The following is a 26,995-nucleotide window of genomic DNA, read 5'->3' as shown; positions in this document are numbered from 1 at the left end:
AAGTAAGAGATCAAGGGAGCCCGCCACCATGAGACCGAACTTTCACGCCATCGAGGCCATCGCCTACGGCCTCGGCTACGGCATCAAGGGCCTGCCGACCTTCTTCAGGCTGGGCTGGCTGCCGCTGCTGCTGCTGACGGGGATCGCGTTCTTCCTCATGCAGCAGGGCGTGGACTTCAACTTCGGCGGCACGGAGACCGGCGCTAATGTCGAGGTGACCGAGGAGGGCATGTTCGGCTCCAGCTCGGTGTTCATGAACAAGGGTTTCGAGATCAATCCCGAGGAGTGGACCGGCTCGGTCATCCTCGCCAGCGCCGGAGCGCTTCTCGCGCTGATTCTTTTCGTTCCGGCTCTCGTGGCCATGACCCGTGAGGCGGCCGGGGTGGAGGTCAGGGGCGGCTTCCTTCCTGCCTTTGGCAGTCCTGAGGTGGCCTATTTGGTGGCCGTCATCCTCTCCGTCCTGATCTTCCTGCTGGTGATCCTCGTCGCAGCTCTCGGCATCGCCGTGCCGCTCGGCATTTCCGGCGCGCTGCTCGAGGGACAGCTCACCGAGGACTCCATCGGACCGATCGCGATCATCCTGATCCTGGCGTTCATCGCCTTTCTGATCTGGTTCGGCACCCGCTTCAGCCTCTTCTCCTACCATGCCGCCGTGACGGGTCGCATCGCGCCGCTTGAAGCGTTCGGTCTGACCGGCGGGAGGTTCTGGAAGCTCTTCGGCTCCTGGGTCCTGATCTCGATCGTTGTCGGCCTCTTGGGCGGTCTGATCGAGCTGATCGGCCTCGGCTTTGCAGCCTTCAACATGGTCTTCCTGCCGCTGCTTCTGCAGCTCGTCTCGCAGATCTATCAGAGCGTCGCGCAGACCGGCTTCGCTGGCAGGGTCGTTGGCGACTTGATGGCTACCCGCGAGCACCTCGCCGCCGAGAACGTCTGACCGAGCCTGAAGCGCCGGTTACCAAACCGGCGCTTCAGGGTTCCCCTCACGGCTCTGGGATGTTAACGGGGTGTTACTTCGTTCTCAGGGCAGGGAACCCTTACCGATGAAACGCAACTTTCAAGCGATCGATGCGATCGCCTTCGCCTTTGGTTTTGGGTTCAAGGGCTTCTCCATTCTCCTCCGGCTCGGCTGGCCGACCATCCTTCTCTACGGGATCGGCATCGGCATCATCGCCCACGCCTTCGGCGGCGCCGAGGCCATTCTCGCACCCTATGCCGTGGCGATGCAGGAGCTCGGCGTCGATGTCGGCGCGGCGGTGGCGGGCTGGATCGGCACGACCAGCAGCGCTGGCAGCACCGTGACCTATGACGAGGCGAGCCCCGCCGAGACCTTCGCCCTACTGGCGGTCTCGCTCGGCTCCTCGATCCTGATGGTCCCCGCCTACACCGCCCTGATCAGGGCGAGTGCCGGGCGTGAGCCGCGGGGCGGCGTGCTGCCTCTCTTCGGCCGCGCGGAGCTCTACTTGATCGCCGGGTGGATCCTGGCCTATCTTCTCTTCGTCCTCGTCATGCTGGTGCTGACCGGCGCGGCCATCGGTGGCTTCTTCGGCGCGGCGGCAGCCCTTGGCGGCCCGGAGAGCGTGCCGGCAGCGATCATCGGCGGTGTGCTCGGCTTTGCGGCTATCCTGACGCTGATCTGGTTCTCGGTCCGCCTCTATCTTTGGCCGGGGATCGCCGCCGTCACCGAGGATCTCAGCCTCAAGCGGGGTTTCGGTCTGTCGGGAGGGCGGTTCTGGAAACTGCTCGGCAGCTTCATCCTCTTCGCCCTCCTGATCGGCGTGCTGAGCCTCGTCGTTCAGATGGTCATGCTGGGCCTCTTCGCCACGGACCTGGTGATCCCGGCATTGGGCCTCTACGGCCTCCTGATGCTCTACATGACGAGCGCGCAGATGGGCTTTTACGGCCGCATCATCGGCGACCTGCTGGTCGATCCGGAGAACCCCGGCCGCTACGATGACATCTCCCTCGACACCCAGGACGACGACGAGTTCGACCTCGCGGATACCGGCGAGCAGCACTTCGCTGAGGCTCCGGTGATGATGCGCCGTGACCGCGCGCCGGAAGAGGGGCCTGCCAGCGCCATGTTCGCCGCCGCTTCGGGCGAGCGGGCGGAGCCGCAAGGCAAGCGCAGCTCGATCTCCTTCGTGCGCCGCCGCTTCCGCGGCTAGGCGCCCTCTGATAGGCGGCGCCCATGAAGATCATGGGCATCGTCAACGTCACCCCGGACAGCTTCTCCGACGGCGGGCGCTATCTCGCAGTAGATGCCGCCGTGGAGCACGCCTTGAAGCTGGAAACCGAGGGGGCGGACATCCTCGACATCGGCGGCGAGAGCACGAGGCCCGGCGCTGGCAAGGTGCCTGCCGATGAGGAGCTTCTCCGGGTGCTGCCCGTGATCGAAGCCTTGGCGAAGCGCAGCCGGACACCCCTCTCCATCGACACCAGGAAGCCGGAGGTGGCCGAAGCCGCCGTCGCCGCAGGGGCCACGATCTGGAACGATGTCTCGGCCCTGACCCACTCGCCTCGAAGCCTCGAGACAGCGGCCCGGCTCGGCTGCCAAGTGGTCCTCATGCACATGCAGGGGCTGCCGGAGACCATGCAGCAGAACCCATGCTACGGCGATGTCATTTCGGAGGTGATACGGTATCTCTCATCTCGTATCGACGCCTGTATAGAGGTCGGGATCGCTAAGAGCCGCCTCATCGCCGACCCAGGCATCGGCTTCGGCAAGACGCTGGAGCACAACCTCGCTCTCTTTCGCGGGCTTGAGCGGTTCGGTGAACTGGGCGTGCCCCTCCTCATGGGCGCGAGCCGCAAACGCTTCATCGAGGCCATCGCCGGTCCGGGAGAGCGGCTGGGGGGCTCGGTGGCCGCAGCCCTTCGCGCGCAGCAGGCAGGCTGGGACTGGGTCAGGGTGCACGACGTGCAAGCGACCAGACAGGCGCTGCGCGTAGCCGACGCGATTGCCCCGCCCCGTTCTTCTAACGGTTAGGTTCTTCCGCTAGAGGGGGCGGACAAGCCCTGGAAGGAACAAGAGACATGGCCCGAGACGAGAAGCTGCGCGAGCGCAAGGTCTTCGGCACCGATGGTGTGCGCGGCATGTCGAACAAGGGGCATCTGACGCCTGAGGGCGTGATGCGCCTGGGGACGGCGGCGGGGCGCTACTTCCTGCGCGGCGAGCACCGCCACCGGGTGGTGATCGGCAAGGATACGCGGCTCTCAGGCTACATGATCGAGCCCGCGCTGACCGCCGGGCTGATCGGGGCGGGGATGGACGTCCTCCTTCTCGGGCCGATCCCGACCCCGGCCATGGCGATGCTGACCCGCTCGATGAGGGCGGATCTAGGCGTGATGATCTCAGCCAGCCACAACCCTTATCACGATAACGGGCTGAAGTTCTTCGGCCCCGACGGCTACAAGCTCTCCGACGAGACCGAGCTCGATATCGAAGCCCTGATGGAGGAGGACGCGGAGAAGGCGCTGGCGCCCGCGGGCAAGCTCGGCCGTGCCAAGAGGATCGATGACGCGGGTCCTCGCTACACGGAGTTTGCCAAGGCGACCCTGCCGCGCAGCCTCAACCTCGACGGCGTCCGCGTGGTGCTCGACTGTGCCAACGGTGCCGCCTACAAGGTAGCGCCCGTGGTGCTGTGGGAGCTCGGTGCCGATGTGAAGACCATCGGTGTAGAGCCGAACGGCACTAACATCAATGACGGCGTGGGCTCGACGCACCCGGAGAAACTCCATGCCGCCGTTCGCGAGTACCGCGCCGATATCGGCATCGCCCTCGACGGCGACGCGGACCGGGTCATCATCGCCGACGAGAAGGGCCGCATTGTCGATGGCGACCAGATCCTCGCCACCATCGCCTGCTCGCTGAAGAAGCACGGCAACCTCACCGGCGGCGGCGTGGTCTCGACCATTATGAGCAATATGGGCCTGGAAAAATTCCTTACGCGGCAGAAGCTCGACCTCGTGCGCACCAAGGTGGGCGACCGCTATGTGGTAGAGGCCATGCGCGAGCGCGGCATCAACCTCGGGGGTGAGCCCTCCGGCCACGTCATCCTTTCGGACTACGCCACAACGGGCGACGGGCTCATCACGGCACTGAACATCCTTCGGGTGATGCACGACAGCGGGCGGCCCGTTTCCGAAGTGACGAGCAACTATGAGCCCTACCCCTTGCTTCTGAAAAACGTTCGTTACACGGAAGGGAATCCGCTTGCGGCGGACAGTGTGAAGAAGGCGATCGAGGCGGCGGACGAGAAGCTCGGCGACAAGGGCCGCACGGTGATCCGCAAGTCCGGCACCGAGCCCCTCATCCGCGTGATGGCCGAGGGCGAGGACAAAGCCCTCGTCCAGAACGTCGTGGACGATATCTGCGAAGCGGTCGAGAAGGCTTCGTGAGAGGCAGGGTCCTCATCATCGCTGGCTCTGACTCGGGCGGCGGGGCCGGTATTCAGGCGGACATCAAGGCGGTGACGGCGCTGGGCGGTTATGCGGCGACGGCGATCACGGCGATCACCGTTCAGGACACGGTGGCGGTGCACGACATCTTTCAGATGTCTCCCGAGATCGTTCGTAAGCAGATCGAAGTAGTGCTCGACGATATCGGAGCGGACGCCTTCAAGATCGGCATGATCGGAACGGCTAGTGTCGCAGAGGCGGTGATCAGTATACTGGAAAGGAATCCTGCCGTCCCGGTGGTGTTCGACCCGGTGCTGGTGGCTACCTCCGGCGATGCGCTGGCGGGCGAGGGTCTGGCCGAGTTGTTTCTGAAGCGCCTGGTTCCTCTTTCCACCATCATCACGCCGAACATTCCCGAACTGCGCGCGCTGACGGGCGAGGTTGACGAGCAGAAGGCCGTCGACATGCTTCTCAGCCGCGGCGCGAAGCATGTCCTTGTCAAAGGGGGGCATGAGGAGGAGCAGACCGTGACCGACCGGCTCTACAGCGTCGGCGCCAAGGAGACCTTCGAGAGCGTTCGCATCGAGACGACCTCGACCCACGGCACGGGCTGCACCCTCTGTTCCGCCATCGCCGCGGGGATCGCCCAGGGTCTTTCCGTCAGTACAGCAACCGAGCGCGCCGTCCGCTACGTCCATGACGCGATCGAAGCGGCGCCGGGTTTCGGGCGAGGCCACGGTCCTATCGCCCACACGGTCTGGAACGCCGCCCGCTCCTAGAGCGGCACTGGAGATCACACCATGCTACTCCTTCTCCTCGCGATCTCTTCGCTCACCGACCACGTTGTCAGCGATGCGCCCGATCCCTCAGCCTGCTCTTATGAAATCACCATGGAGAGCAACAGCAACGGCGAGACCGAACTCATGACCATCCGCTACGATCAGGAGACGGACGAGCTCGAAGCCTTCGATGCCGATGGCGAGAAGATCGAAAGTGAGCGGGACGGGGATGACAGCGAGAAGCCCATGATGGGTTTTCCGACCTATGCCGATGTCGCCGAGAAGCTGGACCTGCCCTGGAGGGCGACGGACAACCCTGCGATCTATATCGCCGCCGACCTTCCGAAAGGCAGCGCCGATATGGGCGGGGTCGATCTATCGAAGAACGCGCTTCTCACCCTTCGGCTCGCCGATGAAGCCTCGCCGACATTCGTCGAGAGCTACCGCGCCGAACTGACCAAACCACAACGGGTCAAGATGGTGGCCAAGCTGAAGCGCTTCGAGCAGGAGACGGAGTTCGCCGTAGTCCAGGGCTGGCCCCGCCCCGTCCGTTGGCAGATGGCAGGAGAGGTCAGTGCACTAGGTAAGGCGCAGGACTTCTCCATGCTCGCGACCTATCAGTACGGTGCGTGTGCGGATGCGCGCTGACGTCTGTCAGGCGGCGCCGACATCCGCCGCCGCCCTACCGATGACGGTCTCGAACATCTCCGTGGTCAGCTTGCCGGTGTTCGTGTTGTAGCGGCTGCAGTGGTAGCTCGACCGTAGGCGGAGGGCTCTGCCACCGGTCTCGATGGCGTAGCTCGTATCGTGGCCGAAGGGGTGGGCCGCGACCCTCGCGCCCAGCGCGCGCACGGTGCTGTCGTGGCTGATCTTGCCCAGACAGACCAGCGTTTTAAGGTTGGGCAGAGCTTCAATCCGAGAGCTGAGAAAGTTGCGGCAGGTGGTGGTCTCGTGGCCCGTCGGCTTGTTCTCCGGCGGGGCGCAGCGCACGGCGTTGGTCACCATGGTGTGCTTGAGGCGAAGGCTGTCATCGGGCCGCTTGTCGTACTCGCCCGCCGCCAGGCCGAACTTGAGAAGCGTCGCGTAGAGAAGATCCCCCGCCCAGTCGCCGGTGAAGGGGCGGCCCGTGCGGTTGGCCCCCATCCGGCCAGGTGCGAGCCCGACAATCAGCACCCGCACGGCCTCTTCTCCGCCTTCGGGTAGGAAGCTCGGCACCGCGCCGTTGAACCAGGAGGGCTCCAGCCGCTCGTTCTCCTGCCGGTACTCCACGAGCCTGGGGCAGAGGGGGCAGTCCGCTGGTGCCTCGGGCGGGGCGGTGGTGGTCACTCTTCCTCGAAGGAGGCTCGCGGCTCGCGCCGGGGGGCGTCTTTCCTGGCGATGACGTCCTCGAGCTCGGTGAGGTCCACGAACAGGTCCGCCTGCCGCCTGATGTCGTCGCTGGCGAGGGGCGGCTGGGTTTTGACGGTGGAGACACAGATGACCCGGCAGCCCATGCTCTGTATGCGGGAGATGGCGGGCTTGAAGTCGCCGTTCCCGGTGAAGAGCACGATGCAGTCGAGCTTCTCGGCCATCAGCACCATGTCCACGGCGAGCTCGATATCGGTCGTGCCCCGATAGCGCTTGCGCCCGTCCTGGCCCACGAACTCGCGGGCGGGCTTGGTCACCATGGTGAAGCCGTTATAGTCGAGCCAGTCCACGAGCGGCCTCAGGGGCGAGTGCTCCGAGTCCCGATCTTCCTGCATTGCCGTGTAGTAGGAGGCGCGCACCAGCCGTGTCTCGCGCTTCAGCCGCGCGAGGAGGCTTCTATAGTCGATGTCGAAGCCCAGGGTCTTCGCCGTCTTGTAGAGGTTGGCGCCGTCGATGAAGACAGCGGTGCGGTCATCGGGGTCGAGCCCCATCCAGTCACTCATAATATGCTTGCTCTATCAGCTCAGGTTCAAGTATCGAATCGCGCCTTAGCAAAGGAGCGGGTCAGTGACAAATAGAGCGGCGCTGATCGGCCTCGGCTCGAACAAGCCGTTCCTTGGGCGGTCTTGCGAGGAGGTGATGAGGGGGGCCTCGGCGGCTCTTTCTTCTCTTGGTACGGATGTTGTGCTGTCGCCGCTCTACCGCAGCCCGGCCTGGCCCGACCCTTCACAGCCGCCCTACGTGAACGCGGTGGCGCGGCTCGAAACGGCGCTCTCGCCGGAAGCGCTTCTGACGGGGCTCCAGGCGATCGAGGCGGGCTTCGGGCGGGTTCGTCATGATGACCCCGCGCTGCGCTATGCGCCGCGGACCCTGGACCTAGACCTCTTGGCGCTGGGCGGGGAGGTTCGGGAGGGGGAGGCGCTGTCCTTGCCTCACCCAAGGCTCGCCGAGCGTGATTTCGTGCTGCTGCCGCTGAGGGATGTGGCATCGGAATGGGTGCACCCTCTGACAGGGGAGGGGGCGGAGGAGATGCTGGCCCGGCTCAGTGAGGTGACGGCCACCAAGACCGTCATCCCGGAAAGCCGCTAGGCTTATCCGGGATCCACGGACCGAACCGCCGAAATGATCCGAACGGGATGGTCCATGGGTCCCGGATAAGGCTTTGCCTTTCCGGGATGACGGAGGCACGGGAACCGCCCGCTTGCCCCCACAAAATCTCTCCCTATGGTGCGCGCGATCAAGGAGAGCCCCATGCACGACATCCGCTGGATCAAGGAGAACCAGGCCGCCTTCGACCGCGCCATGGAGCGCCGGGGGGCGGAGATGCGCTCGGCTTCCCTCGTCGCGCTGGACGAGGAGCGCGCGGCCACCGTCAAGGCGATGAACGATGCGCAGGCGGAGCAAAAACAGGTCTCCAAGAAGATCGGCATGGCCAAGGGCAAGGGCGACGAGGCCGCAGCGCAGGCCGCCTTAGAGGAGGTCGGCGCGCTGAAAGCCCGCGTGAAGGAGCTGGAGGAGCGCGAGCGTGAGCTGGCCGCCCAGCTACGCGAGGAGCTGCTGCCCATCCCCAATATCATGGATGACGACGTGCCCGAGGGCGCAGACGAGGCGGACAATAAGGAGCTGAAGAGCTGGGGCACGCCGCGCGAGATTGAGGCGGCGCGCGACCATGTGGACCTCGGCGAATCCTTACGCATGATGGACTTCGAGGCGGCGGCCAAGATCTCCGGCAGCCGCTTCGTGGTGCTGAAGAAGGACCTCGCCAAGCTGGAGCGGGCCCTCGCCACCTTCATGCTGAACCTGCATACGGAGGAGTTCGGCTATGAGGAGGTGCTGCCGCCGGTTTTGACTAATCCGGAGTCACTGGTTGGCACTGGACAGCTTCCGAAGTTTGGTGAGGACTTGTTTGAGGCGTCAGATTGGCTTTTGCGATCAGCCCACGTCGCTGAGCAAACGGTACTGAAAGCCTTGACCGCAGCTATCAAGCAGAAGGACTTGCTTACCTTTCAAGCTATCGTCGATAACTCTAATATAACGGAAGACGATACGAAAGTTGTCGACGAGATTTATGAGCGTGTAACGCAAGGGGGTAAGTTCACAGAAGAAGATGCCGGTAAGCTTCTCGAATACGAGTTTGATTCGGAAAAGGCGTTTGCTAATATTTTTATGTCAGAAGTCCAGTTCGCCAAATCTCGAGCCAAGGCGGTGTCGAAGTATCGTGAGATTGCACCAGAAAAATGGACCGAGAGAACTAATCATTTCTACCTCACCCCCACTGCCGAGGTCACCCTCACTAACCTCGTGCGCGAGAGCATCCTGTCCGAGGAGGAGCTGCCTAAGCGGATGACCGCCTGGACCCAGTGCTTCCGGGCCGAGGCTGGCTCGGCTGGCCGGGACACACGGGGGATGATCCGTATGCACCAGTTCTCCAAGGTGGAGCTGGTCTCGATCACGACCCCCGAGAAGTCGGACGAGGAGCATGAGCGCATGACGGGGTGTGCGGAGGAGGTGCTGAAACGCCTCGATCTGCCCTACCGCACCATGCTGCTCTGCACCGGCGATACGGGCTTCGGCGCGGCCAGAACCTACGACATCGAGGTGCATCTGCCCGGCCAGGGGCAGTACCGGGAGATCAGCTCTTGCTCGAACACGAGAGCCTTCCAGGCCCGCCGCATGAACGCCCGCTTCCGCAGGGAAGGCGAGAAGAAGCCGCAGTTCGTCCATACGCTGAACGGCTCGGGATTGGCGGTGGGCCGCACCATGGTCGCGGTGCTCGAGAACTATCAGCAGCCAGACGGCTCGATCGCCGTGCCCGACGTGCTGAAGCCGCTGATGGGCAAGGACGTGATCGAGCGGGGGTAGTCGCTTCCCACCGTCATCCCGGAAAGCCGTAAGGTTTATCCGGGACCCATGGACCGGACGTTGCAACTGGTACAACCGAGCGGTCCATGGGTCCCGGCTCTCCGCTTCGCTTCGGCCGGGATGACGTTGACAGTTTTGCTGTTATGAAATGTGGGCGGTGCTCGCGACCGAATGCGTGTTGCAAGCCGGTCTGACGGCGGAAAGCTTCCCGCGCCGCCCTACCGCCCGCGATACCCCGCCAGCCTTCTCGCATTGCTGCGCAGGGTCTTCCGGCCCGCCTTGGCAAAGGTGCCGTAGGGGTCTTCCCAGCTCTTCTTGTCGCCGGTCATCAGGCCCATGGAGAGGTCGAGATAGCCCTGGGCGGCGGCGGCGACCTTCTCGCTGACCATGCGCTGGGCCTCCTTGCCCGCGGCGGCGTCGCCCATCGAGAGGCGCCACATGCGGTTGCCGATCACGAGGCCCGAGAGCCAGAAATCTTCGACGGACTTGTCGTCCATGAGCTTGTCCACTTCGCCGGTAATGTCGGCCCGGCCTACAGGTTAGACAAGGCACGATTGTGTTCAGGTGAACGCTTGCGCGTGAAGAGCGGCGAGTGGTTAGAGGGCGCCCAACTCGAGACCAAAGGCGGACCATCCATGCGCATCCTCTGCTCCAACGATGACGGCATCAACGCCAAGGGGCTTTCCAGCCTCGAGACCGTCGCCCGCCAGCTTTCGGACGATGTCTGGACGGTAGCGCCGGAGCAGGACCAGTCCGGTATGGCCCGCTCCATCACCCTGACCAGGCCCTTGCGGATCAGGAAGGTAGGGCCGCAGCGCTACGCCGTTGACGGTACGCCCACCGACTGCGTCCAGCTCGGCGTGGAGCACCTCCTGAAGGATGCCCGCCCGGACCTCATCCTCTCCGGCATCAACAACGGCGCCAATGTCGCCGAGGATGTCACCATGTCGGGCACCATCGCCGCCGCCTTCCAGGGTATGACCATCGGTATCCCCTCGGTAGCGCTCTCCCAGGTGCGCCAGGACCGCAACAAGCCGCCCTTCCACACCGCCGAGGCGCACGCGCCGGGCATCCTCAGGAAGCTGCTGGAGAAGGGCTGGGGGGACAAGGTGGTCGTCAACCTCAACTTCCCCAATTGCGAGCCGGAGGAGGTGGAGGGGGTCGAACTCACCCGTCAGGGCAGCCGCGACAGTCTCGAACTCTTCGTCGAGGAGCGCATGGATATGCGCCAGCGCCGCTACTACTGGTTCGGCTTCGAGGGGAAGCCGCAGGAGCCTGCCGAGGGCACCGACATCCACGCCCTCTGGCACAAGCGGGTATCCATCACGCCGCTTCACCTGCAGCTCACCGATGACGAGACCTTGGAGCGGTTTGCCGGGGTGTTTTAGGAAGTCTGGGTTTCTCCCATCGAGAGCGCAGCCCCCTCCGCCCTTCGGGCACCTCCCCCACCAGTGGGGGAGGAAAGGAGAACCAGCGCTCGCTCTCTATTTCGCTCCCCACTGGTGGGGGAGCTGCCGGTAGGCTGAGGGGGTAGAGCCGACTGGCGGAAGCTTTGCACTTCGGGGCAAGGCCGTTAAAGGCTCTTCCACCAAGGCGGGCCATAGCCCGACCGACCGAACAAAGGACGCCATCTCCATGCTCTACGCGATCACCCTCGCTCTCGTCTTCGCCTGCGGCTTCGGCCTGCCCTTCGCCACCAAGAAGATGAGCGTGGCGCTGGTCTTCCTCGCGGCCGCCGTGGTGCTGTTCGTCGGCGCGATCCCGATGGCGAACTTCGCCAACGAGCAGTCCCAGCGCTCGATCTTCCTCGTCGTCCTGGCCTTCTCCGTCCTGCCCTTCGCCGCCGGTGCCCTGGCCCGGGTAATCAGCCTCGCCATGTTCGCGGACAAGGACAAAGAGTGGGTCTATGTGCTGGCCACGGGCGCCGTGACCACGGTGGTGTTCCTCGGACTAGGCACGCTGCTCTATGGCGGCGCGGTGATCTGAAAAGAAAAGCCCTCGTCTCGACGCCGAAACGAGGGCTCGTTCTACCGGGTGGGGGAGGGTTCAGCCCGCGACCCGTTCCTCGCTGAGGTGCCGCTCGATCTCGTGCTGCTCCTCGGCGGCTTTGTCGCCCAGCTCCTCTTGCGCGGCCAGGTACTTCTCCGCCTCGAGCGCCGCCATGCAGCCCATGCCCGCCGCGGTGACGGCCTGGCGGTAGATCTCGTCGGTCACGTCGCCCGCCGCGTAGACGCCCGGTAGCGAGGTGGCGGTGCTGTCGGGTGCGGTGTCGATATAGCCGCTCTCGTTCATCTCGAGCTGGCCCTTGAAGAGGCTCGTCTGCGGGGCGTGGCCAATGGCGACGAAGAAGCCGTGGCAGTCGATCTCGATGGTCTCCTCGCCGGTGGTCGAGGCGAGGCGCAGGCCGGTAACCCCTTTGGGCTCTTCGGTGCCGAGGACCTCCTCCACCTCGCGGTTCCAAAGAATTTCCACCTTAGGGTGCTTAAGAAGACGCTCCTGCAGGATCTTTTCGGCCCTCAAACTATCCCTGCGGTGGATGAGAACCACCTTCTCTGCGAAGTTGGTGAGGAACAGCGCCTCCTCGACAGCCGTGTTGCCGCCGCCCACCACGGCCACGGTCTTGCCTCGGTAGAAGAAGCCGTCGCAGGTCGCACAGGCCGAGACGCCGAAGCCCTGGAAGTGCTGCTCGGAGGGCAGGCCTAGCCACTTCGCGGTGGCGCCGGTGGCGATGACTACGGCGTCGGCGGTGTAGGTGTCGCCGCTATCGCCCGTGAAGCGGTAGGGGCGCTGGGAGAGGTCGGCATGGGTGATGATGTCGGTGATCATCTCCGTGCCCACGGCCTCGGCCTGCTTCTGCATCTGCTCCATCAGCCAGGGGCCCTGGATGACATCGGCGAAGCCGGGGAAGTTCTCGACATCGGTGGTGATGGTGAGCTGCCCGCCGGGCTGGAGCCCGTGCACGATGGTCGGCTTCAGCATGGCGCGGGCGGCATAGATCGCCGCGGTGTAGCCAGCAGGGCCGGAGCCGATGATGAGCAGTTTGCGGTGCTTGGTCTCTGCCATGGAACGCCTCGAATCTTGTGGGTGCGGTTATGTGCGGGTCCCAGCGCACGGGTTCAAGCTCTGATAGGTCGACGCCACACTTTCGGACGACCATGCCAACACAAAACCGTGTGACAAAACTACAACAACAACGGCTGGTTCGTCCGAAAATTGCCGGACTATGTCGTAAGCGACTTGAACACCGCTTCTAACACCCCCTTAATCGCAGCTTCATGATTGTGCAGTGCACCAAACGCGTGCCGTGCATGAGCTGACTTGGCCATCCGGCCGATCTATCGGGAAGGGGTTCTCATGAGAAACCGAAAGTCGTCCTACAAACTCTCATTGGGTGCGAGCGTAGCTGCTAGCGCGTTCGTGCTGGCTGCCGGTAACTACGCCGCCGCTCAGGAAGTGACCGAGGAGCAGTCCGAGGACCGCGACGTCATCGTCGTCACCGGTTCGCGCATCGCGAGCGATAGCACGCTCGATGCTGCTGGCCCGATCATCGCCGTTGGCGGCGAGACCATTCGCGAAAGCGGTCAGATCGACATCACAGCTCTGCTGCGCGAGTCGCCTCAACTTCAATCGTCGCTCCCAGGATCGTTCTCAGCCTTCAATGGAACGCCGCTCGGCGCATCGCTTCTGGACCTGCGTGGGCTGGGAACCGTTCGGACTCTCGTTCTGGAAGACGGACGCCGCCACGTGGCCGGTATCGAAGGCACTGCCTCGGTCGATGTGAACACGATCTCCACAGCCCTTCTTGACCGTGTTGATGTCTCCACGGGTGGTGCGTCGTCGATCTACGGTGCGGACGCTGTCTCGGGCGTCGTGAACTTCATTCTCCGCGACGGCTCCAGCTTCGACGGCTTCGAGGTTCGTACCCAGGGCGGCATCACCGATGACGGCGATGCCGAAGAGTTCTTCATCTCTGTGGCAAACGGCTTTGAGACTGCCGATGGCCGCGGTCAGGCGGTCTTCGCTATCGAGTATCAGATGACCGAACCGGTCTTCGCTGGCGACCGCGACTTCGCAGGTAACGGCCGCGGCTTCCTCGGACCGAACAATGAAGACGCCACGGGTATCAGCTCTGATATCCGCAACGTCTGGCTTGTCGATCAGCGCCTGCCCATCTCATCGGCTGGCGGCGTGATTGCGCTTGGCGATGGCAACACCGCTGGCTTCTCCAGCGCCTTCGTCGAAGTTGCAGGCTCGGGCGGCACCGTTGGCTGTGACACGATCGGCTCGGCCGAGATCCCGACCTGTCAGTTCTTCGACTCCGGTAGTGGTGTCTTGCGCGCCTACAATCCTGGCGACATCTTCCTCGGCGCGTTCGATGCCCAAGGCGGCGACGGTGTGTCGGCGGAACCCGATGATGAGCTGCTGCTTCCTGAGAACGATCGTGTGTTGTTCCAGGCACGGACGAACTACGAGCTGTCCCAATTCGCCAATCTGTTCCTCGATGCGAAGTTCGTCTCCACGCGGACCAAGGAGTCGAACCAGGTCAACGGCTTCAACGATGATATCCCGATCGCACTGGACAACCCCTTCATTCCTGAACCGCTGCAAGCCCAGATCGCGCAGCTTGAGGGCGAAGGTATAGACCCGATCCTCGTCATCTCGCGGGACGTTCTCGACGTCACGGCACGTTCCAATCCGGTCGCGGAGCGGCAGACCTTCCGTATCGTCGGCGGGATTGAAGGTCAGGTTGAGGATTACAACCTCAACTACGAGGTATCTTTCAACTACGGCCGTACGGATGCTGATATCAGCAGCTTCAGCCGCGTAGAGGACCGCTACTTCGCTGCGCTTGATGCGGTCGTCGATCCGGACTCCGGTGAGATCGTGTGCCGTGCCGATATCGACCCGGATGCGGTGGTCCCGCCCGCCTCAACCTTCCCGCGTCAGAACGACAACTTCCAGATCTCGACCTTCGTGCCGGGCGACGGTCAGTGCGTTCCGATCAGCATCTTCGGTGAGAACTCGATCTCCGAGGAGGGTGCCGCCTTCGTCTTTCAGGAAGTCGTCTCCCGCAACGATATCGAACAGCGCAACTTCCTCGCAACGCTCGCTGGTGATACCGGCTGGTTCTTCGAACTTCCCGCAGGTCCCGTCAGCTATGCTCTCGGTTACGAGTTCCGTAACGAGCAGTCCTCGGCAACTCCGGATGCTCTGATCCGTAGCGGCCTCACCTTCGGTTCGATCGAGTCCCGCGGTGGTCCGGACTTCCCATCGGACGGCGAATACGAGGTCTCTGAGTTCTTCGGGGAGCTAAAAGTTCCGCTTCTGGCCGATCTTCCCTTCGTCAAGATGCTCGAAATCAATGGTGCCTACCGCTACTCCGACTATGACGTGTACGAAGATACGGACACGTGGAACGTGGGTGGTCGCTGGTCTCCGTTCGACTCGCTGACCTTCCGTGCAACCCGGTCTCGTGCTATCCGTGTCCCGAATATCGGCGAAGCCTTCGCGCCCAGGTTCACTGTGAGCCTCAATGCTGGCGACGACCCCTGTAACCCCAACTTCATCGATGGCGGTTCGGAGTTCCGTGCACAGAACTGTGCCTTGTTCATTTCTGATCTAGAGAACTACGACTCCACCAACTTCGTGTCGGCTTTCATTCCTGGCTTCAGCGGCGGCAACCCTGACCTAGAGCCTGAGGAAGCCGATACGCTGACGATCGGTGGTGTGTGGCGTCCGGCGGGTGAGTTCGACGGTCTGTTCGACGGACTGATCGTTACCCTCGACTACTACGACATCGAGATTGAAGGACTGATCGACAGCCTTTCTGCCTTCCAGATCGCTCAAAACTGCGTCGACCTTCCGTCGATCAACAACCAGTTCTGCGACTCCATTGATCGTGACCCGACCGATGGCTTCATCACCGGTTTCCGCTCCGGTCTCATCAACCTCGGCGCGGTGGAAGTGTCTGGCCTCGACTGGCGCGTCGACTACAGCTTCGATACACCGGATGTGTTCGGCATGGGGTCGTCCGTCAGTCTGAACTCGCAGGGCACTCGGTTCCTTGAGAACGAGTCGGTGCCTGATCCGTCGCAGCCGGACGATGTCTTCGACAACCAAGGAGAAGCCACCCGTCCTGACTGGATCGTCAACTTCGGAGCCAACTGGCAACTGGGTGACAACTACCGCATCGGATGGCGCGGTCGCCTCGAATCCGAGCAGCTTTTGGTTGGCATCACCAACCGCGATGCCGAAGACGATAACTTCGCCAACATCCTCTCCAATGACGGCTCTTTCGTACACGACATCAATGCGTCGTACACGATCAAAGAAGGTCTGGAGATCTACGGCGGTGTGAACAACCTGACCGAAGTCGAACCGTACCTCGGCAGCCTGTCTCGCCCGGCAGGTCCGCGTGGCCGGTTCTTCTTCCTCGGCGTGAACGCGACGTTCTAAGACCGACGGGAGGGGCGCTATGAGCGTCCCTCCCGCAATACAAAAGGGCTCGGCAACTGATCGTTGCCGAGCCCTTTTTCGTGAAGCAGTTGGGTTATATCCCCGCCTCGATGATGCCTCGCGCGACGAGCTTCTTGACGAGCTCTTCGGCGACGCGGTCGGTTTCGCGCAGCGGGGGGTAGGTCCACTCCTCGCTGAAGTCCGCTTTGGGGCGGAGGACGCCGCGGCTTTCGAGGCTTTCGTGGAAGCGCTGCCATTTCGCACCGCCGCCGGGGAGGGGGAGAAGGTGGACAGGGGCGCCGGTGAAGGCGGCTTCGGTGATCATGTTGGCGCTCTCTTCGGTCACCAGCACCCGGTCGGCCATGCCGAGCATGCCGAAATAGGGGTTGTCCACGGGACCGACGGGCTCGCCGTCCCATAGCCAGAGCTTGGAGGGCTTGAAGGCGTTCTTCAGCCTGGTCGCAAAGGATGCCGGTGTTCTCCGCGAGACCGTTGCGAGGACGAAATGACCGCGCTGGATGACGGCGGCGATGCTGGAGAGGATCTTGTCCTCCGCCTCGGCGTTCCAGCGGTAGTCGCGGCTCGGCCCGCCGATCATCACCGCGGCGTAGGGGTTCTTGAACTGGATGTCGCGGGGCAGGGAGAGGCTGAGAAGCTGGGCTTCGAGGTTGAGCCGCTCCTTGGAGAGGCGGTTGGGGCTTCCCTGGATGGGCAGCACGTTAGTGCCGCGAAGCTGGTCATGGGCGGGGGGGACGACCATGCCGAAATCGCCCGGCTTGGCCTTGGGGTCCTGGGTCTGCACCGTGAAGCAGTGCTGCTTCAAAGCGCGGGTAAAGGGCACGATGCGCCTGCCGCAGCCGATGAGAAGGTCCGGCCAGGGGGCCTGCAGCTTGTCGCTCTCTGGCGTCAGGCGCGAGAAGGGGTCGCCCCAGAGGGCGCGGGGCAGCTTTTCGGCGCGGGCGTCGACGGCTATGCGTTTGGTGACGATGGAGGCGGGGGTCTTACGCTGAACGGCTTCGGCAAGACCCAGCACCTGGTTCTCGAGCCCGGCACGCCCGTCGCTCACGGCCCAGATGACGATGCGCCGCCGCTCGGTCATGGAGACGTTCCTTCGTCTGGTTTCAGCGCCGAGGCCCGATCCAAATCGCAAACTGTGGCGGCTACGCATGTCCCCTCCCATGGCCAATCGGCACCCAGGCTGTCATCACTAACAGCGATTTGCCGCAGAACTGACGAGAAATCGTTAAGGCTAACGAAGGACCAACGAGCCGTGCTGTGCAGTGGGGTCATTGCGTCCAATGGGTGCGTTGCGTAAGTGTGTTTCCAGGAGGACCTATGGCCAACATCAACGTGCGCGGACTGTCGGACGAGACGAAATCAGCCCTGCGCGTGAAGGCGGCGAAGGCGGGTCTCTCTCTCGAGGCTTTCGCCAGGGAGGCGCTGCGGCGGGAGGCTTTACGAGAGCCGGACGAAGCGCCCTCGCTGGCGGACATGGCCGAGCGCTATTTCGGTGGTGAGAACGGGGTCGAGCTTGAACTGCCGCCGAGAGAGAGCAGGCGAGGCGAAGCGGACTTCTCCTGATGATCGTGCTTGACACCAATATTGTGTCCGAAACGATGCGGCCATCACCGGACCGTTCGGTGATGGAATGGCTGCGCGGCCTTCATGCTACGGAGCTTGCGGTCACGGCTATCTCTATGGCGGAGATTCAGCGCGGCCTTCTCCGCTTGCCGGAAGGAAAGAAACGCGGTGCGTTGTTGGCGCGCTTTACAGACTTCGCCGACGAGGCCTTCGCCGGTCGGGTCTTGGCCTTCGACCGGGCTGCCGCGCACCGAACCGCCGAAGCCTCGGCCGCGCGGGAAGCTGCAGGTCTTCATGCGGAGATGGTGGATATGATGATCGCCGGGATCGTGCTCGAGCGAGGCTTACGGCTCGCCACGCGGAACACACGTGACTTCGAGGGGTGTGGTCTCAGACTGATGAACCCCTTTGCCGAACAAGGTGAACCGGGACGATGACCGAAATCTTCTTCTACCAGCTCGAACGCTCCCGGCTTGAGGAGGCACTGCCGAGCCTTCTGGAGAAGACCCTGGCCAAGGGGTGGCGGGCGCTGGTCAAGGCGGACACGCCCGAAGCGCTGGAGGCGCTGGACGAGGCGCTTTGGACCTATCGCGACGAGAGTTTTCTGCCCCACGGCACGAGCGGCGCGGAGGAGCCCGTCCTTCTGAGCCTGAGTGACGAGGCGCCCAACGGCGCAGCGGCGGCATTCCTGACGCCGGGCACCGAGATGGACGCCGAGGCGATGAAGGGCTTCGAGCGCTGCGTGCTGCTGTTCGATCAGGCGGGCACGGCGGATGCTCGCGAGCGCTGGAAGGCGCTCAAGGCCGAGGGCTTCGACGTCACCTATTGGCGCCAGGACGCTAGGGGGCGGTGGGAGAAGGCTGGCTGAGCGTCCCCTGCTCCCACACGGCGCTGAGCGAGGGGCCTAGGGTGTCGATGTCGATCAGCGGACCGCCTGCATCGGCGGCCCTGCCCCAGAGGACCGGCACCGGCACGGGCTGACCGATGGCGGCGAAGCTCGCCGTGCTGCCGCGGGTGAGGTCCTCGGAGAGCTGAAGCCCCAAGGGCAGACCGTCGAGGCGAGAGCGGTAGACCTGCGTGTTCTCCAAAACCCGCATGACGTAGTTCCTGGTCTCGGAGAAAGGGATCAGCTCGACCCAGTCGACGGGGTCCACATCGCGGCGCCGGGGGTCGCCATACTCGGCCACCCAGTCGTCCACCCGGTGCGGCCCTGCGTTATAGGCGGCGAGCACCATGACGTAGCTGCCGCCGAAGCGTTCCACGAGGTGGCTGAGATGGGCGGCGCCGAGGGTGAAGTTGTAGTCCGCATCGGTGAGAAGCCGGTCTGAGTAGAAGGGGATACCCTCCTTCCTCGCGGTGATCCTGGCGGTAGAATCGAGGAGCTGCATCATCCCCTTGGCGCGGGCGGAGGAGTAGGCGTCCACCTTGAACTCCGACTCCTGGCGGCTGAGGCCGAGAATAAGGGGCTTCTCGGTGAAAGCCGCTGCGCGGGCGGGGACGGGGACTAGGGGGTAGATGACCTCGGGCACGATGGCGCCGGAGCGCCTCGTCGTCTTACCGGCGCGCACGATGAGGTCGAACTCCCCTGCATCGCGGACGAGCTCGGCGAAGGCTTTCACCTCGCCGGGGCGGGTGAGCTGATCATCGAGGGCCAGGGCGAAGCGGCGGAAGTCCGTATCGGCATCGAGATGGTCGAGGATGCGCATGGCACGTGCCAGGTCGCGCTGCTGAAGGAGCGCCCGCTCGCCCTCGGTGACCGGCTCGGCCGCGGGGAAGGCGAAGAGCGGCGCGCCCTGGCCGATCGTTTCGATGGCGAGCTGGCCGTAGAAGGTGTAGGGGTAGTCCGCCGCTACGAGGTAGTAGGCCCGCGCCCGGACATCGTCGCCTAGCGCCTCATAGGCGCGGGCGAGCCAGTAGTTTCCCCTGGCCAGGCTGATGGGCGAGCTCACCCCCTGGGTCAGAAAGCCGAAATGCTGCCGCGCGCGCTCGGCATCGCCCAGGAACCGAAGCGCCACCCAGCCCGCCATGAACTCAGCCTCGGCGAAGTCCGCGCCCTCCTTCAGCCCTGAATAGGCGGACAGCGCGTAGGCGTCGGAGAAGCGGCCCTGCTTCAGCGCCCATCGGGCCAGGAGCTTGCGCTCGTAGAACCAGCCTTCGGGGCTGCGGAGCTCGTCGGGGTTCAAGGGGGCGAGCCCTGCGAGCTGCACCGCCTCCTCCTCCCGGCCAGCCCGGCGCAGATAGCGGACCGCGGCGTGGAGGACCCCTGGGTCCATGCGGGTCTCCCGCGGCAGGCGCTCATAGGCCTGCCATCCCCTTCGGCGTCCGCGAAGAAGGTCGACGCGCACGGCGACTTCGGCCGCGCGGGTCCTGCTCAGAAGGCCCTGCACATCCTCGACGCCCCCGGTGCTGCGCCGGAAGAGCGCGCGGTCGGCCTTGGCGAAGTGGTCGTCGGGGCCGAGATAGCGCCCGAAATCGGCCAGGAGCGCGCGGCTGTCGGCGGCGTTGAAGTTGTGCTCGGTCCAGGCGCTGAGAAGGTAGCCGCGCGCCGCCTCCTCGTTGCGCAGCGCATAGAGCGCGCGGGCGAGATGGAGCTTGCCGAAGCCGGAGACAGGCTCCCGCCTCTCGAAGAAGGCGACGACCTCTTCGGGCGGTGTGTCCTCGTCCATCAGCGCCTCGGCCTTGCGCTGCAGGGTGATCGGGTTCGGCCAGCCCGGGTGCTGGTCGAGGAAGACGTCGTACTCGGCAAGCGTCAGGTCGAGCGCGCTGGAAGAGAGCAGCTTCCAGTTCGCCATGGCCCGCGCCAGCGGGTCCTGCAGCACGAGGCGGCTCTCGCGCGCATGGGTGTAGCGGCGGTCATCCACGCTCTCGAAGACATCGCGCAGCACGCGGGCCTCCTCGCGGGAGAGGTAGGGCGGCGCGGGGGGCTCGGGCTTGAGGCGTGGCGGGCCAGGCGCGAAGCCCGTCGCCGCCGTCAGGAGAAGGATCAGAAGAAGTACGCGCCCTAGCATTGGGGAAAGCCTAGCGGTTTTGCAGCGCAGTGCCACCTGACATTATGCACGCTTTGCTAAAGCCGCTGCAGACCGCGCGGCTTGCGAAGTGCCGTCTCGCGGCGTAGCCCCTGGCTTCGTTTTCACCCGAAGGAAGAGGAGGCCGATGATGGCTCCGGACTGGCTGCGCGGATCGATGGTTGCCCTGGTCACCCCCTTCAAGAAGGGCGAGGTGGATGAGGCGGCCTTCGAGACCCTGATCGAGCGGCAGATCGAGGGCGGCACCTCCGCCCTCGTCATCGCAGGCACCACGGGCGAGGCGGCGGCGCTGACCGATGACGAGCATATCGGCGTGATCGGCCGGGCGGTGAAGCTTGCCGCAGGCCGCGCGAAGATCATCGGCGGGGTCGGCGCCAATGTGACCCGCGACGCGGTGATGCTGGCCGAACGGGCGGCCGAGGTCGGGGCGGACGGCCTCATGGCCACCACCGGCTACTACAACAAGCCGCCGCGGGCGGGCATCATCGAGCACTACCGCGCGCTAGGCGGCGCGACGGACCTGCCCGTCATCGTCTACAACGTGCCCGGACGGACAGCCTCGGACCTTCGCGAGGATCTCATCGCCGAGCTTGCGGGCCTGCCGAACATGGTGGCGCTCAAGGATGCCAGCGGCGATCTCGCCCGCATGGCGCGGCACCGCCTCTCCTGCCCTGAGGGTTTCGCCTTCCTCTCCGGCGAGGACGTGACTGCGGTGGGCTTCAACGCCATGGGGGGTGTGGGCTGCATCTCGGTCAGCGCCAATGTCGCGCCCCATCTTTGTGCGGAGCTCCAGGCGGCCTGTGCCGAGGGAGACTATGAGAAGGCCCGCGCGCTGCAGGACACGCTGACGCCGCTTCACGACGCTATGTTCTCCGATGCCTCCCCTGCACCCGCGAAATACGCGCTGTCGCGGCTGGGGCTCATCGAGGAGGAGCTGCGCCTGCCCATGATGCCTGCGGGCGAGGCGGCAAGGGCGAAGGTGAACAAGGCTCTTTCCGCCCTCGGAATGATCTGATGGCGAAGAAGCAGGGACCGGAGCGAAAGCTGATCGCGGAGAACAGGCGCGCCCGCTACGAGTACAAGCTCGACGACGTGATCGAGGCGGGCATCGTTCTTCAAGGTACGGAGGTAAAGGCCCTGCGCGAGGGCAAGGCCAACATCGCCGAGAGCTACTGCTCGCCCGAGCGCGGACCGAACGGGCCGGAGATCTGGCTCATCAACGCCAACATCCCCGAATATTCAGGCGGCAACCGCGAGAACCACGAGCCCAAGCGCCCGCGCAAGCTGCTGCTGCACAAGCGCCAGGTGAACACGCTGACCGGCAGCGTCGAGAAGCAGGGCAGAACGATCGTCCCCCTACGCATGGTCTTCGACAAGTCCGGCCGCGTGAAACTCGACATCGCCGTGGCCGAGGGCAAGAAGCTCCACGACAAGCGCCAGACGGAGAAGGACCGCGAGTGGGGCAGGCAGAAGCAGCGGCTCATGAAGGATTATGGGTAGAGGCGAATTGCGTGATCTCGGCATTGTCGGCGACGGTGATGATAAGGACCTAACGAACGCGCTGGAACAGGCGTTTGCAGTCGAGTTTGCCGAGGATGCGTTTCTAGATGCGATCACGGCAGGAGACGTCTACACAATCATTCAGCGCGAGATTGCCTCTCAGGAATCTTCGGCAGTCTTGACCTGGGAAGGTTTTACAAACGTCCTTCATACAAAAGCTGATGTCAGACGCGGTCAGATCGTTCCACATACTCAAATACTTGCAGCTCCAGTCAGCGTGGCGTTGAAGCGTTTGATCAGAGGGCTTGCCTTCAGGAAGTAGGTTCTACTCCGGCTCGAACGACACGCTCCATACAACGCTCAGGGTACGCTCCTCGATTTCTGCCGAAGAGCCCACCCGGAAGAGGATGCTGGGCTCGCCGACCGGGTCGCAGGGCGACGTCTTCGGTCTGCAGACGGTCATCTGGATTTCGGCCACGCCGCCGTCGATAGCGATGGTACCCTCCAGCATGGGATCGCCCGCATTGGTGCCGATCTCGAACGGGCCTTCCTCCAAAGGAGTGATGCGCGAGACGCGGACGCTCTGCGAGCCGAAAAGGCCCTTCTTCTCCTGCACCATGACCTCGACCTCGTAGGCTGGTGCGGCGAGGGTCAGTGCGGCGATGGCAGTGGTGAGTAGCATGGTGATGGCCCCTTGCATTTCGACGGATAAGGTATGAGCTTTTCTTGGTTAACGCTATCGCACGCCGCACCGTCATCCCGGAAAGCGCATAGCGCTTATCCGGGACCCATGGACCTGACCGTTGGTAAGGTCGACAATGATAGTCAGTCCATAGGTCCCGGCTCTCCGCTTCGCTACGGCCGGCATGACGGTGAGGGTTTGTACTGACTATAGCCCGCTCACCGTCACGGTCTTCTTGTTCACGAAGGCCATCATGCCGTCCTTGGCGAGCTCCCGTCCGTAGCCGGAGGTCTTGATGCCGCCGAAAGGCAGGCGCGGGTCCGACGCCACGATCCGGTTGACCGCCGTGGCGCCCGCCTCTAGCCGCCTGACCGCGTGGTCCACCTCGGCCCGGTCCTTGGTGAAGATCGCCGAGCCGAGGCCGAAGGCGCTGTCGTTGGCGAGCTCGATGGCGGCATCTAAGCTCGGTACGCGGAAGAGAAGAGCCACCGGGGCGAAGATCTCGTCCCTGAAGGCGGGGGCCTCCTCGGGGATGTCCTCGAGCATACCGGGTACGAACCAGTTCCCTTCGGGGCAGCCCTCGACCTCTCCCCTGGTGCCGCCTAGGGTGAGCTTCGCGCCGGCTCCCACGCTCTTCTCTATCTGCTCCAGCACCTCGTCGAGCGCCGACGCCGAGGCGAGCGGTCCGATATCGGTATCCTCCGCCAAGGGATCACCGAGGCGCAGCGCGCCTAGCTTCTCGGCGAAGGCGTCCCTAAAGCGGTCATAGACCTCGTCATGAACGATGAACCTCTTGGCGGCGATGCAGGACTGGCCGTTGTTCTGGGTACGTCCGGTGATGGCGGCGTCCACGGCGGCGCCTATATCGGCGCTCGGCATGACGATGAAGGGGTCCGAGCCGCCTAGCTCCAGGAGGGAGGGCTTGATCTCCTCGCCTGCCGCCTTCGCCACCGCCGCGCCGGCCGGGCCTGAGCCGGTCAGGGTCACGCCCTTGGCCCTCGGGTCGCGGATGACCCCCTCCACCCTCTTCGAGCCGATCAGCAGTGTTTTGAAACTGCCCCTAGGGAAGCCTGCATCGAGGATGACCTTCTCGATGGCGAGGGCGCAGCCGGGCACGTTGCTGGCGTGCTTGAGGAGCCCCGGATTGGCAGCCATCAGCGCCGGGGCGGCGAAGCGGAAGACCTGCCAGAAGGGGAAGTTCCAAGGCATGACGGCGAGGATCGGCCCCAGGGGCAGATGCGCCACATAGGCCGAGCCCTCGTCGATCTTCACCGGCTCGTCGGCAAGAAAACCCGGTCCTTCCTGCGCGTAGTAGCGGCAGGCGAGGGCGCATTTTCTGACCTCGGCCTTCGCCTCGCGCAGGGTCTTGCCCATCTCCAGGCTCGCCAGCCTGCCATACTCTTCGGCCCGTTCCTCAAGGAGGTCCGCCAGCCGCTCGAGCCCCCTGGCCCGCTCCCGCACGCCCATCAGGCGCAGCGCCTCGGTGCCCTCCTCGGCGCAGGCGAGCGCCTCTTCTAGCGCGTCGGGGCTGGTTTCTTCATAGGTTTCGAAGGCTTGGTTCGTGGCGGGGTTGCGGCTTTGGATCGTCATGAAAGCTTTCCAACACAAGGCTTGGCCCAGCGCGAGGGTTTGGTGCAGAAGGACCCCATGACGATGTGGGAGCGGATCGGGGCCATCCTCGACAGCGCGCGGGAGAGAACCCTAGGCGCGGTCATGGATGCGATGGAGGAGCGGCGGCGCAGGCGCGACGCGGCGGTGTTCTCGATCGCGCTGATCGCGCTTTCTGCCAAGATGGCCAAGGCGGATGGCATCGCCACCGATGACGAGTTCGAGGCCTTCCGCCGCTTCTTCTCCGTGCCCGCCGAGGAGGCGGCGAAGGTGTCCATGGTCTACGGCCTGGCCACCTCGGATGTGGCCGGGTTCGAGAGCTATGCGCGGCAGGTGGCGAAGCTCTTCCGCGGCGAGCCGACCGTGCTTGAGGACGTCCTCGACTGCCTCTTCTACGTGGCGATGGCGGACGACATTCTTCATCCGGGTGAGGAGCAGCTTTTGGAGGCGGCGCGCGATGCCTTCGGCCTCGACGAGGGCGCCTATCGCCGGATCCGCTGCGCCCATGTGGGGCTCGCGGATGACGACCCCTATCTGGTGCTCGGCGTTGCGTTCGAGATCGAAACGGAGGAGCTGCGCCGCGCCTATCGCCAGCTCGCCAAGGAGCACCACCCCGACGCGATGATGGCCCGCGGCGTACCCGCCGAGCTCGTCACCATCGCAGAGCACCGCATGGCGGCGATCAACGATGCCTATGAGAAGATCTTGAAGGAGCGAGGCGCAGCATGAACGAGTACCCTTACGTCGTGGTCGATGCGTTCACGGACAGACCCTTTGCAGGCAACCCGGCGGCGGTGATGGTGCTGGACGCCTTCCTGCCCGACGACTTACTCCAGAACATCGCCATTGAGCACAACCTCGCCGAGACCGCCTTCCTCGTGAAACGGGGGGAGGCGCAGTACGATCTGCGCTGGTTCACCCCCGGCGGCGAGGTGCCCCTTTGCGGGCACGCCACCATGGCGTCCGGTTTCGCCCTGATGACCGAGTACGGGGTAGAGGGCGATGAGGTCGCCTTCGAAACGAAGTCGGGTACGCTGACGGTTCGGCGTGAGGGGGAGCGCTTCGTCCTCAACCTGCCTGCCCAGAAGCCAGAGCCGATGGAGAACCCGCCGAGCCTCAAGGCGGCCATCGACATGGAGGCCGAGGAGGTGCTGGTGTTCGGCCATATCTGCCTTGCTGTGCTGGAAAGCGAAGAAGCGCTGCGTTCCGTCGTGCCAGACCAGGCGGCGATCTCCGCCCTGCCGGTGCCGGAGCTCGGCATCACGGCACGCGGTGAGAAGACCGATATCGTCAGCCGCCTTTTCGCGCCTGAGCTCGGTATTCCCGAGGACCCCTTTACCGGCGCGCTCCACGCCGTCGCGGTGCCCTATTGGGCGGAGAAGCTTGGCCGGAACACTCTTACGGCGCACCAGGCCTCCGCCCGCGGCGGCGATGCCGAATGCGAGCTAGCGGATGGCCGGGTGATCCTTCGGGGGCAGGCCGTGCTGACCATGCGGGGCAGCCTGTTCTTTTGAGTTCGGCCCGCCGGGGGTCTTCTCCTCGGCTGCCGTGATGCCCGCCTGGGAGGAGGCGGGGGCGGTCTTGTGGCCGCCGGACTGGGTAAGCGCGACACCTGCGAGAATGGTCAGAAGGCCGAGGATCTGCGTCGCTGCCAAGGGCTCGCCGAAGAAGCTGATGCCGAAGAAGACCGCGATGACCGGCGAGGCATAGGCGCTCGTGGCGAGGAAGCCCGCCCCCGCCCGCCTGACGACCGTGACGATGACGATGGCGTTGATGCCGGTGGGCACGAGGCCGAGGAAGAGGATCGCCGACCAGCTCGCGGCCGAGATGCCCTCTAGCTCCGCGCCCACCGCGAAGGGCGTCGCCATGACCGCCGCCGCGAGCATCATCATGGTGGCGAAGCTCCGCGCGGGATGGTCTGGCGCCCGTCGCATGATGACCCCCATCACCGCGTATCCCAGGACGGCCAGGAGTAGGAGAAGGATGCCGAGGGCCGTGCCCGAGATACCGCCGAAGACCGCAGGACCGAGGAGGAAGAGAACTCCCAAAGAGCCCACCAGGACGCCGCCCAAAGAGCGCTTGGTCATCGGCTCGCCTGCGAAGAGCGCCGCGAATACCACCGCCATCACGGGCAGGAACGCCATGACGATCCCCGCCATGATCGAGCTCACCTGGAGCTGGGCGTAGGGGAAGAGGAAGAAGGGCATGGCGTAGCCCACGAACCCCGCCGCCGCCGCATAGAGCCAGAGCTCTAGTCCGGCGGGGCTGGTCGGCATGACGAGCCTGCGCCCCGTGGCATAGGTGTAGACCAGCAGCAGCACCGCCGCCGCCCAGATCCGGAAGGCCGCGATCACCGCAGGCGGCGCGCTCTCGATAGCGAGGTTGATGGCCGAAGGCGCCGACCCCCCGCCAACCGCCACCATCGCCCAGCCGATCCAGTCGCCGCGTTCGGGTTTCTTGAGGGGAGGGGGCGCTGCCATGGCTTGCCGCTAGGGGGGAAAAGTGTGCGGTGCAAGATGAGCCAGGCCGTAGGGCGGACAGCGGCGCAGCCGTTGGCCGCGTTCGTAGTGCCATCGCCAGCATCCGCGGCCAGCTTCGCTGTCCGCCCTACGGGTGTGGTCCCGGCATCATACCTTCTCGTAGGGTGGACGCTGGCAGGCGGCCACCTGTTCTGGGGCGGAGAGCTCGGCTGGTAG

28 protein-coding genes are annotated in these 26,995 nt (G+C 64.5%); 19 read left to right on the top strand and 9 right to left on the bottom strand.

Translation table 11 applies throughout. From position 1 onward, the window contains the following. Positions 1 to 28 precede the first annotated feature (28 nt). The 6 genes from NOG11_RS08505 (at position 29) to NOG11_RS08480 (ending at position 5,825) form a co-directional block, all read left to right on the top strand. The gene (locus NOG11_RS08505; RefSeq protein ID WP_256619320.1) at positions 29 to 934 is read left to right on the top strand and encodes a hypothetical protein; all 906 of its coding nucleotides are present in this window, start codon (positions 29 to 31) and stop codon (positions 932 to 934) included. 106 nt (positions 935 to 1,040) lie between these two features. Further along, entirely contained in the window at positions 1,041 to 2,165 is a 1,125-nt protein-coding gene (locus tag NOG11_RS08500; RefSeq protein WP_256619319.1) for a hypothetical protein, read from the top strand. A gap of 23 nt (positions 2,166 to 2,188) precedes the next feature. Next, a complete protein-coding gene (gene folP, locus NOG11_RS08495; protein ID WP_256619318.1) occupies positions 2,189 to 2,986 on the top strand; it encodes a dihydropteroate synthase in 798 nt (265 codons plus the stop codon). A gap of 47 nt (positions 2,987 to 3,033) precedes the next feature. Further along, complete coding sequence (gene glmM / locus NOG11_RS08490) at positions 3,034 to 4,398, top strand: phosphoglucosamine mutase (RefSeq protein ID WP_256619317.1); 1,365 nt, start codon at positions 3,034 to 3,036, stop codon at positions 4,396 to 4,398. Beyond that, positions 4,395 to 5,177: a bifunctional hydroxymethylpyrimidine kinase/phosphomethylpyrimidine kinase gene (thiD, locus tag NOG11_RS08485; protein ID WP_256619316.1), complete on the top strand. Its 783-nt coding sequence runs from the start codon at positions 4,395 to 4,397 to the stop codon at positions 5,175 to 5,177. Before glmM ends, thiD begins: the two co-directional genes overlap by 4 nt. A gap of 21 nt (positions 5,178 to 5,198) precedes the next feature. Continuing rightward, complete coding sequence (locus NOG11_RS08480) at positions 5,199 to 5,825, top strand: hypothetical protein (RefSeq protein WP_256619315.1); 627 nt, start codon at positions 5,199 to 5,201, stop codon at positions 5,823 to 5,825. Positions 5,826 to 5,831: 6 nt separating this feature from the next. On the opposite strand, the gene NOG11_RS08475 is transcribed toward NOG11_RS08480, so the two are convergent. After that, on the bottom strand, positions 5,832 to 6,503 hold the full coding sequence (locus NOG11_RS08475; protein WP_256619314.1) for a uracil-DNA glycosylase: 672 nt from the start codon (positions 6,501 to 6,503) through the stop codon (positions 5,832 to 5,834). Next, positions 6,500 to 7,087: a LabA-like NYN domain-containing protein gene (locus NOG11_RS08470; protein ID WP_256619313.1), complete on the bottom strand. Its 588-nt coding sequence runs from the start codon at positions 7,085 to 7,087 to the stop codon at positions 6,500 to 6,502. The genes NOG11_RS08475 and NOG11_RS08470 overlap by 4 nt, the downstream gene beginning before the upstream one ends. Before the next feature lie 64 nt (positions 7,088 to 7,151). On the opposite strand from NOG11_RS08470, the gene folK reads away from it, so the two are divergent. Then, positions 7,152 to 7,673: a 2-amino-4-hydroxy-6-hydroxymethyldihydropteridine diphosphokinase gene (gene folK, locus NOG11_RS08465; protein ID WP_256619312.1), complete on the top strand. Its 522-nt coding sequence runs from the start codon at positions 7,152 to 7,154 to the stop codon at positions 7,671 to 7,673. A gap of 135 nt (positions 7,674 to 7,808) precedes the next feature. After that, the gene (serS, locus tag NOG11_RS08460; RefSeq protein WP_305888999.1) at positions 7,809 to 9,446 is read left to right on the top strand and encodes a serine--tRNA ligase; all 1,638 of its coding nucleotides are present in this window, start codon (positions 7,809 to 7,811) and stop codon (positions 9,444 to 9,446) included. 218 nt (positions 9,447 to 9,664) lie between these two features. Here the strand turns inward: serS and NOG11_RS08455 are convergent, their stop codons facing one another. Continuing rightward, the gene (locus NOG11_RS08455; RefSeq protein ID WP_256619311.1) at positions 9,665 to 9,955 is read right to left on the bottom strand and encodes a hypothetical protein; all 291 of its coding nucleotides are present in this window, start codon (positions 9,953 to 9,955) and stop codon (positions 9,665 to 9,667) included. 126 nt (positions 9,956 to 10,081) lie between these two features. Here NOG11_RS08455 and surE point away from each other — a divergent pair, with 126 nt between their 5' ends. Further along, the gene (surE, locus tag NOG11_RS08450; protein WP_256619310.1) at positions 10,082 to 10,834 is read left to right on the top strand and encodes a 5'/3'-nucleotidase SurE; all 753 of its coding nucleotides are present in this window, start codon (positions 10,082 to 10,084) and stop codon (positions 10,832 to 10,834) included. Positions 10,835 to 11,081: 247 nt separating this feature from the next. Then, entirely contained in the window at positions 11,082 to 11,432 is a 351-nt protein-coding gene (locus tag NOG11_RS08445; protein WP_256619309.1) for a hypothetical protein, read from the top strand. A 60-nt stretch (positions 11,433 to 11,492) separates the two neighbouring features. On the opposite strand, the gene trxB is transcribed toward NOG11_RS08445, so the two are convergent. Next, positions 11,493 to 12,509, bottom strand: a complete 1,017-nt coding sequence (gene trxB, locus NOG11_RS08440) for a thioredoxin-disulfide reductase (protein ID WP_256619308.1) — start codon at positions 12,507 to 12,509, stop codon at positions 11,493 to 11,495. A gap of 291 nt (positions 12,510 to 12,800) precedes the next feature. On the opposite strand from trxB, the gene NOG11_RS08435 reads away from it, so the two are divergent. Then, entirely contained in the window at positions 12,801 to 15,902 is a 3,102-nt protein-coding gene (locus NOG11_RS08435) for a TonB-dependent receptor domain-containing protein (RefSeq protein WP_256619307.1), read from the top strand. Between the two features lie 94 nt (positions 15,903 to 15,996). Here the strand turns inward: NOG11_RS08435 and NOG11_RS08430 are convergent, their stop codons facing one another. Continuing rightward, positions 15,997 to 17,070, bottom strand: a complete 1,074-nt coding sequence (locus tag NOG11_RS08430) for a mitochondrial fission ELM1 family protein (protein ID WP_256619306.1) — start codon at positions 17,068 to 17,070, stop codon at positions 15,997 to 15,999. Between the two features lie 167 nt (positions 17,071 to 17,237). On the opposite strand from NOG11_RS08430, the gene NOG11_RS08425 reads away from it, so the two are divergent. The 3 genes from NOG11_RS08425 to NOG11_RS08415 are packed head-to-tail and all read left to right on the top strand — an operon-like array spanning position 17,238 to position 18,351. Continuing rightward, positions 17,238 to 17,483: a FitA-like ribbon-helix-helix domain-containing protein gene (locus NOG11_RS08425; protein WP_256619305.1), complete on the top strand. Its 246-nt coding sequence runs from the start codon at positions 17,238 to 17,240 to the stop codon at positions 17,481 to 17,483. Further along, a complete protein-coding gene (locus NOG11_RS08420) occupies positions 17,483 to 17,920 on the top strand; it encodes a type II toxin-antitoxin system VapC family toxin (protein ID WP_256619304.1) in 438 nt (145 codons plus the stop codon). Before NOG11_RS08425 ends, NOG11_RS08420 begins: the two co-directional genes overlap by 1 nt. After that, positions 17,917 to 18,351, top strand: a complete 435-nt coding sequence (locus NOG11_RS08415; protein WP_256619303.1) for a DNA polymerase III subunit chi — start codon at positions 17,917 to 17,919, stop codon at positions 18,349 to 18,351. The genes NOG11_RS08420 and NOG11_RS08415 overlap by 4 nt, the downstream gene beginning before the upstream one ends. On the opposite strand, the gene NOG11_RS08410 is transcribed toward NOG11_RS08415, so the two are convergent. Then, positions 18,323 to 20,491 (bottom strand): lytic transglycosylase domain-containing protein, encoded by a 2,169-nt coding sequence (locus NOG11_RS08410; protein ID WP_256619302.1) that lies wholly within the window; start codon positions 20,489 to 20,491, stop codon positions 18,323 to 18,325. The two genes, NOG11_RS08415 and NOG11_RS08410, sit on opposite strands and share 29 nt — an antisense overlap. Before the next feature lie 148 nt (positions 20,492 to 20,639). Between NOG11_RS08410 and dapA the strand changes: the two genes are divergently transcribed. The 3 genes from dapA to NOG11_RS08395 are packed head-to-tail and all read left to right on the top strand — an operon-like array spanning position 20,640 to position 22,331. Further along, a complete protein-coding gene (dapA, locus tag NOG11_RS08405) occupies positions 20,640 to 21,524 on the top strand; it encodes a 4-hydroxy-tetrahydrodipicolinate synthase (protein WP_256619301.1) in 885 nt (294 codons plus the stop codon). After that, positions 21,524 to 22,009: an SsrA-binding protein SmpB gene (smpB, locus tag NOG11_RS08400; RefSeq protein ID WP_256619300.1), complete on the top strand. Its 486-nt coding sequence runs from the start codon at positions 21,524 to 21,526 to the stop codon at positions 22,007 to 22,009. The genes dapA and smpB overlap by 1 nt, the downstream gene beginning before the upstream one ends. Continuing rightward, a complete protein-coding gene (locus NOG11_RS08395) occupies positions 22,002 to 22,331 on the top strand; it encodes a hypothetical protein (RefSeq protein ID WP_256619299.1) in 330 nt (109 codons plus the stop codon). Before smpB ends, NOG11_RS08395 begins: the two co-directional genes overlap by 8 nt. Positions 22,332 to 22,334: 3 nt before the next feature. Here the strand turns inward: NOG11_RS08395 and NOG11_RS08390 are convergent, their stop codons facing one another. Both NOG11_RS08390 and NOG11_RS08385 read right to left on the bottom strand, forming a co-directional pair. Continuing rightward, complete coding sequence (locus NOG11_RS08390; protein WP_256619298.1) at positions 22,335 to 22,691, bottom strand: hypothetical protein; 357 nt, start codon at positions 22,689 to 22,691, stop codon at positions 22,335 to 22,337. A gap of 207 nt (positions 22,692 to 22,898) precedes the next feature. Beyond that, positions 22,899 to 24,281, bottom strand: a complete 1,383-nt coding sequence (locus tag NOG11_RS08385; protein WP_256619297.1) for an NAD-dependent succinate-semialdehyde dehydrogenase — start codon at positions 24,279 to 24,281, stop codon at positions 22,899 to 22,901. A 21-nt stretch (positions 24,282 to 24,302) separates the two neighbouring features. On the opposite strand from NOG11_RS08385, the gene NOG11_RS08380 reads away from it, so the two are divergent. Together NOG11_RS08380 and NOG11_RS08375 are read left to right on the top strand one after the other, a co-directional pair. Beyond that, complete coding sequence (locus NOG11_RS08380) at positions 24,303 to 25,028, top strand: TerB family tellurite resistance protein (RefSeq protein ID WP_256619296.1); 726 nt, start codon at positions 24,303 to 24,305, stop codon at positions 25,026 to 25,028. Beyond that, a complete protein-coding gene (locus tag NOG11_RS08375; protein WP_256619295.1) occupies positions 25,025 to 25,813 on the top strand; it encodes a PhzF family phenazine biosynthesis protein in 789 nt (262 codons plus the stop codon). Before NOG11_RS08380 ends, NOG11_RS08375 begins: the two co-directional genes overlap by 4 nt. Here the strand turns inward: NOG11_RS08375 and NOG11_RS08370 are convergent. Next, the gene (locus tag NOG11_RS08370) at positions 25,745 to 26,779 is read right to left on the bottom strand and encodes a DMT family transporter (RefSeq protein ID WP_256619294.1); all 1,035 of its coding nucleotides are present in this window, start codon (positions 26,777 to 26,779) and stop codon (positions 25,745 to 25,747) included. The two genes, NOG11_RS08375 and NOG11_RS08370, sit on opposite strands and share 69 nt — an antisense overlap. Positions 26,780 to 26,995 lie beyond the last annotated feature (216 nt).

Origin of the sequence: Parvularcula maris (genome assembly GCF_024505085.1) — a bacterium.
Lineage (GTDB): Bacteria > Pseudomonadota > Alphaproteobacteria > Caulobacterales > Parvularculaceae > Parvularcula > Parvularcula maris.
Note: the sequence above shows the minus strand (reverse complement) of the source record. Positions and strands in the feature narration are given on the sequence as shown.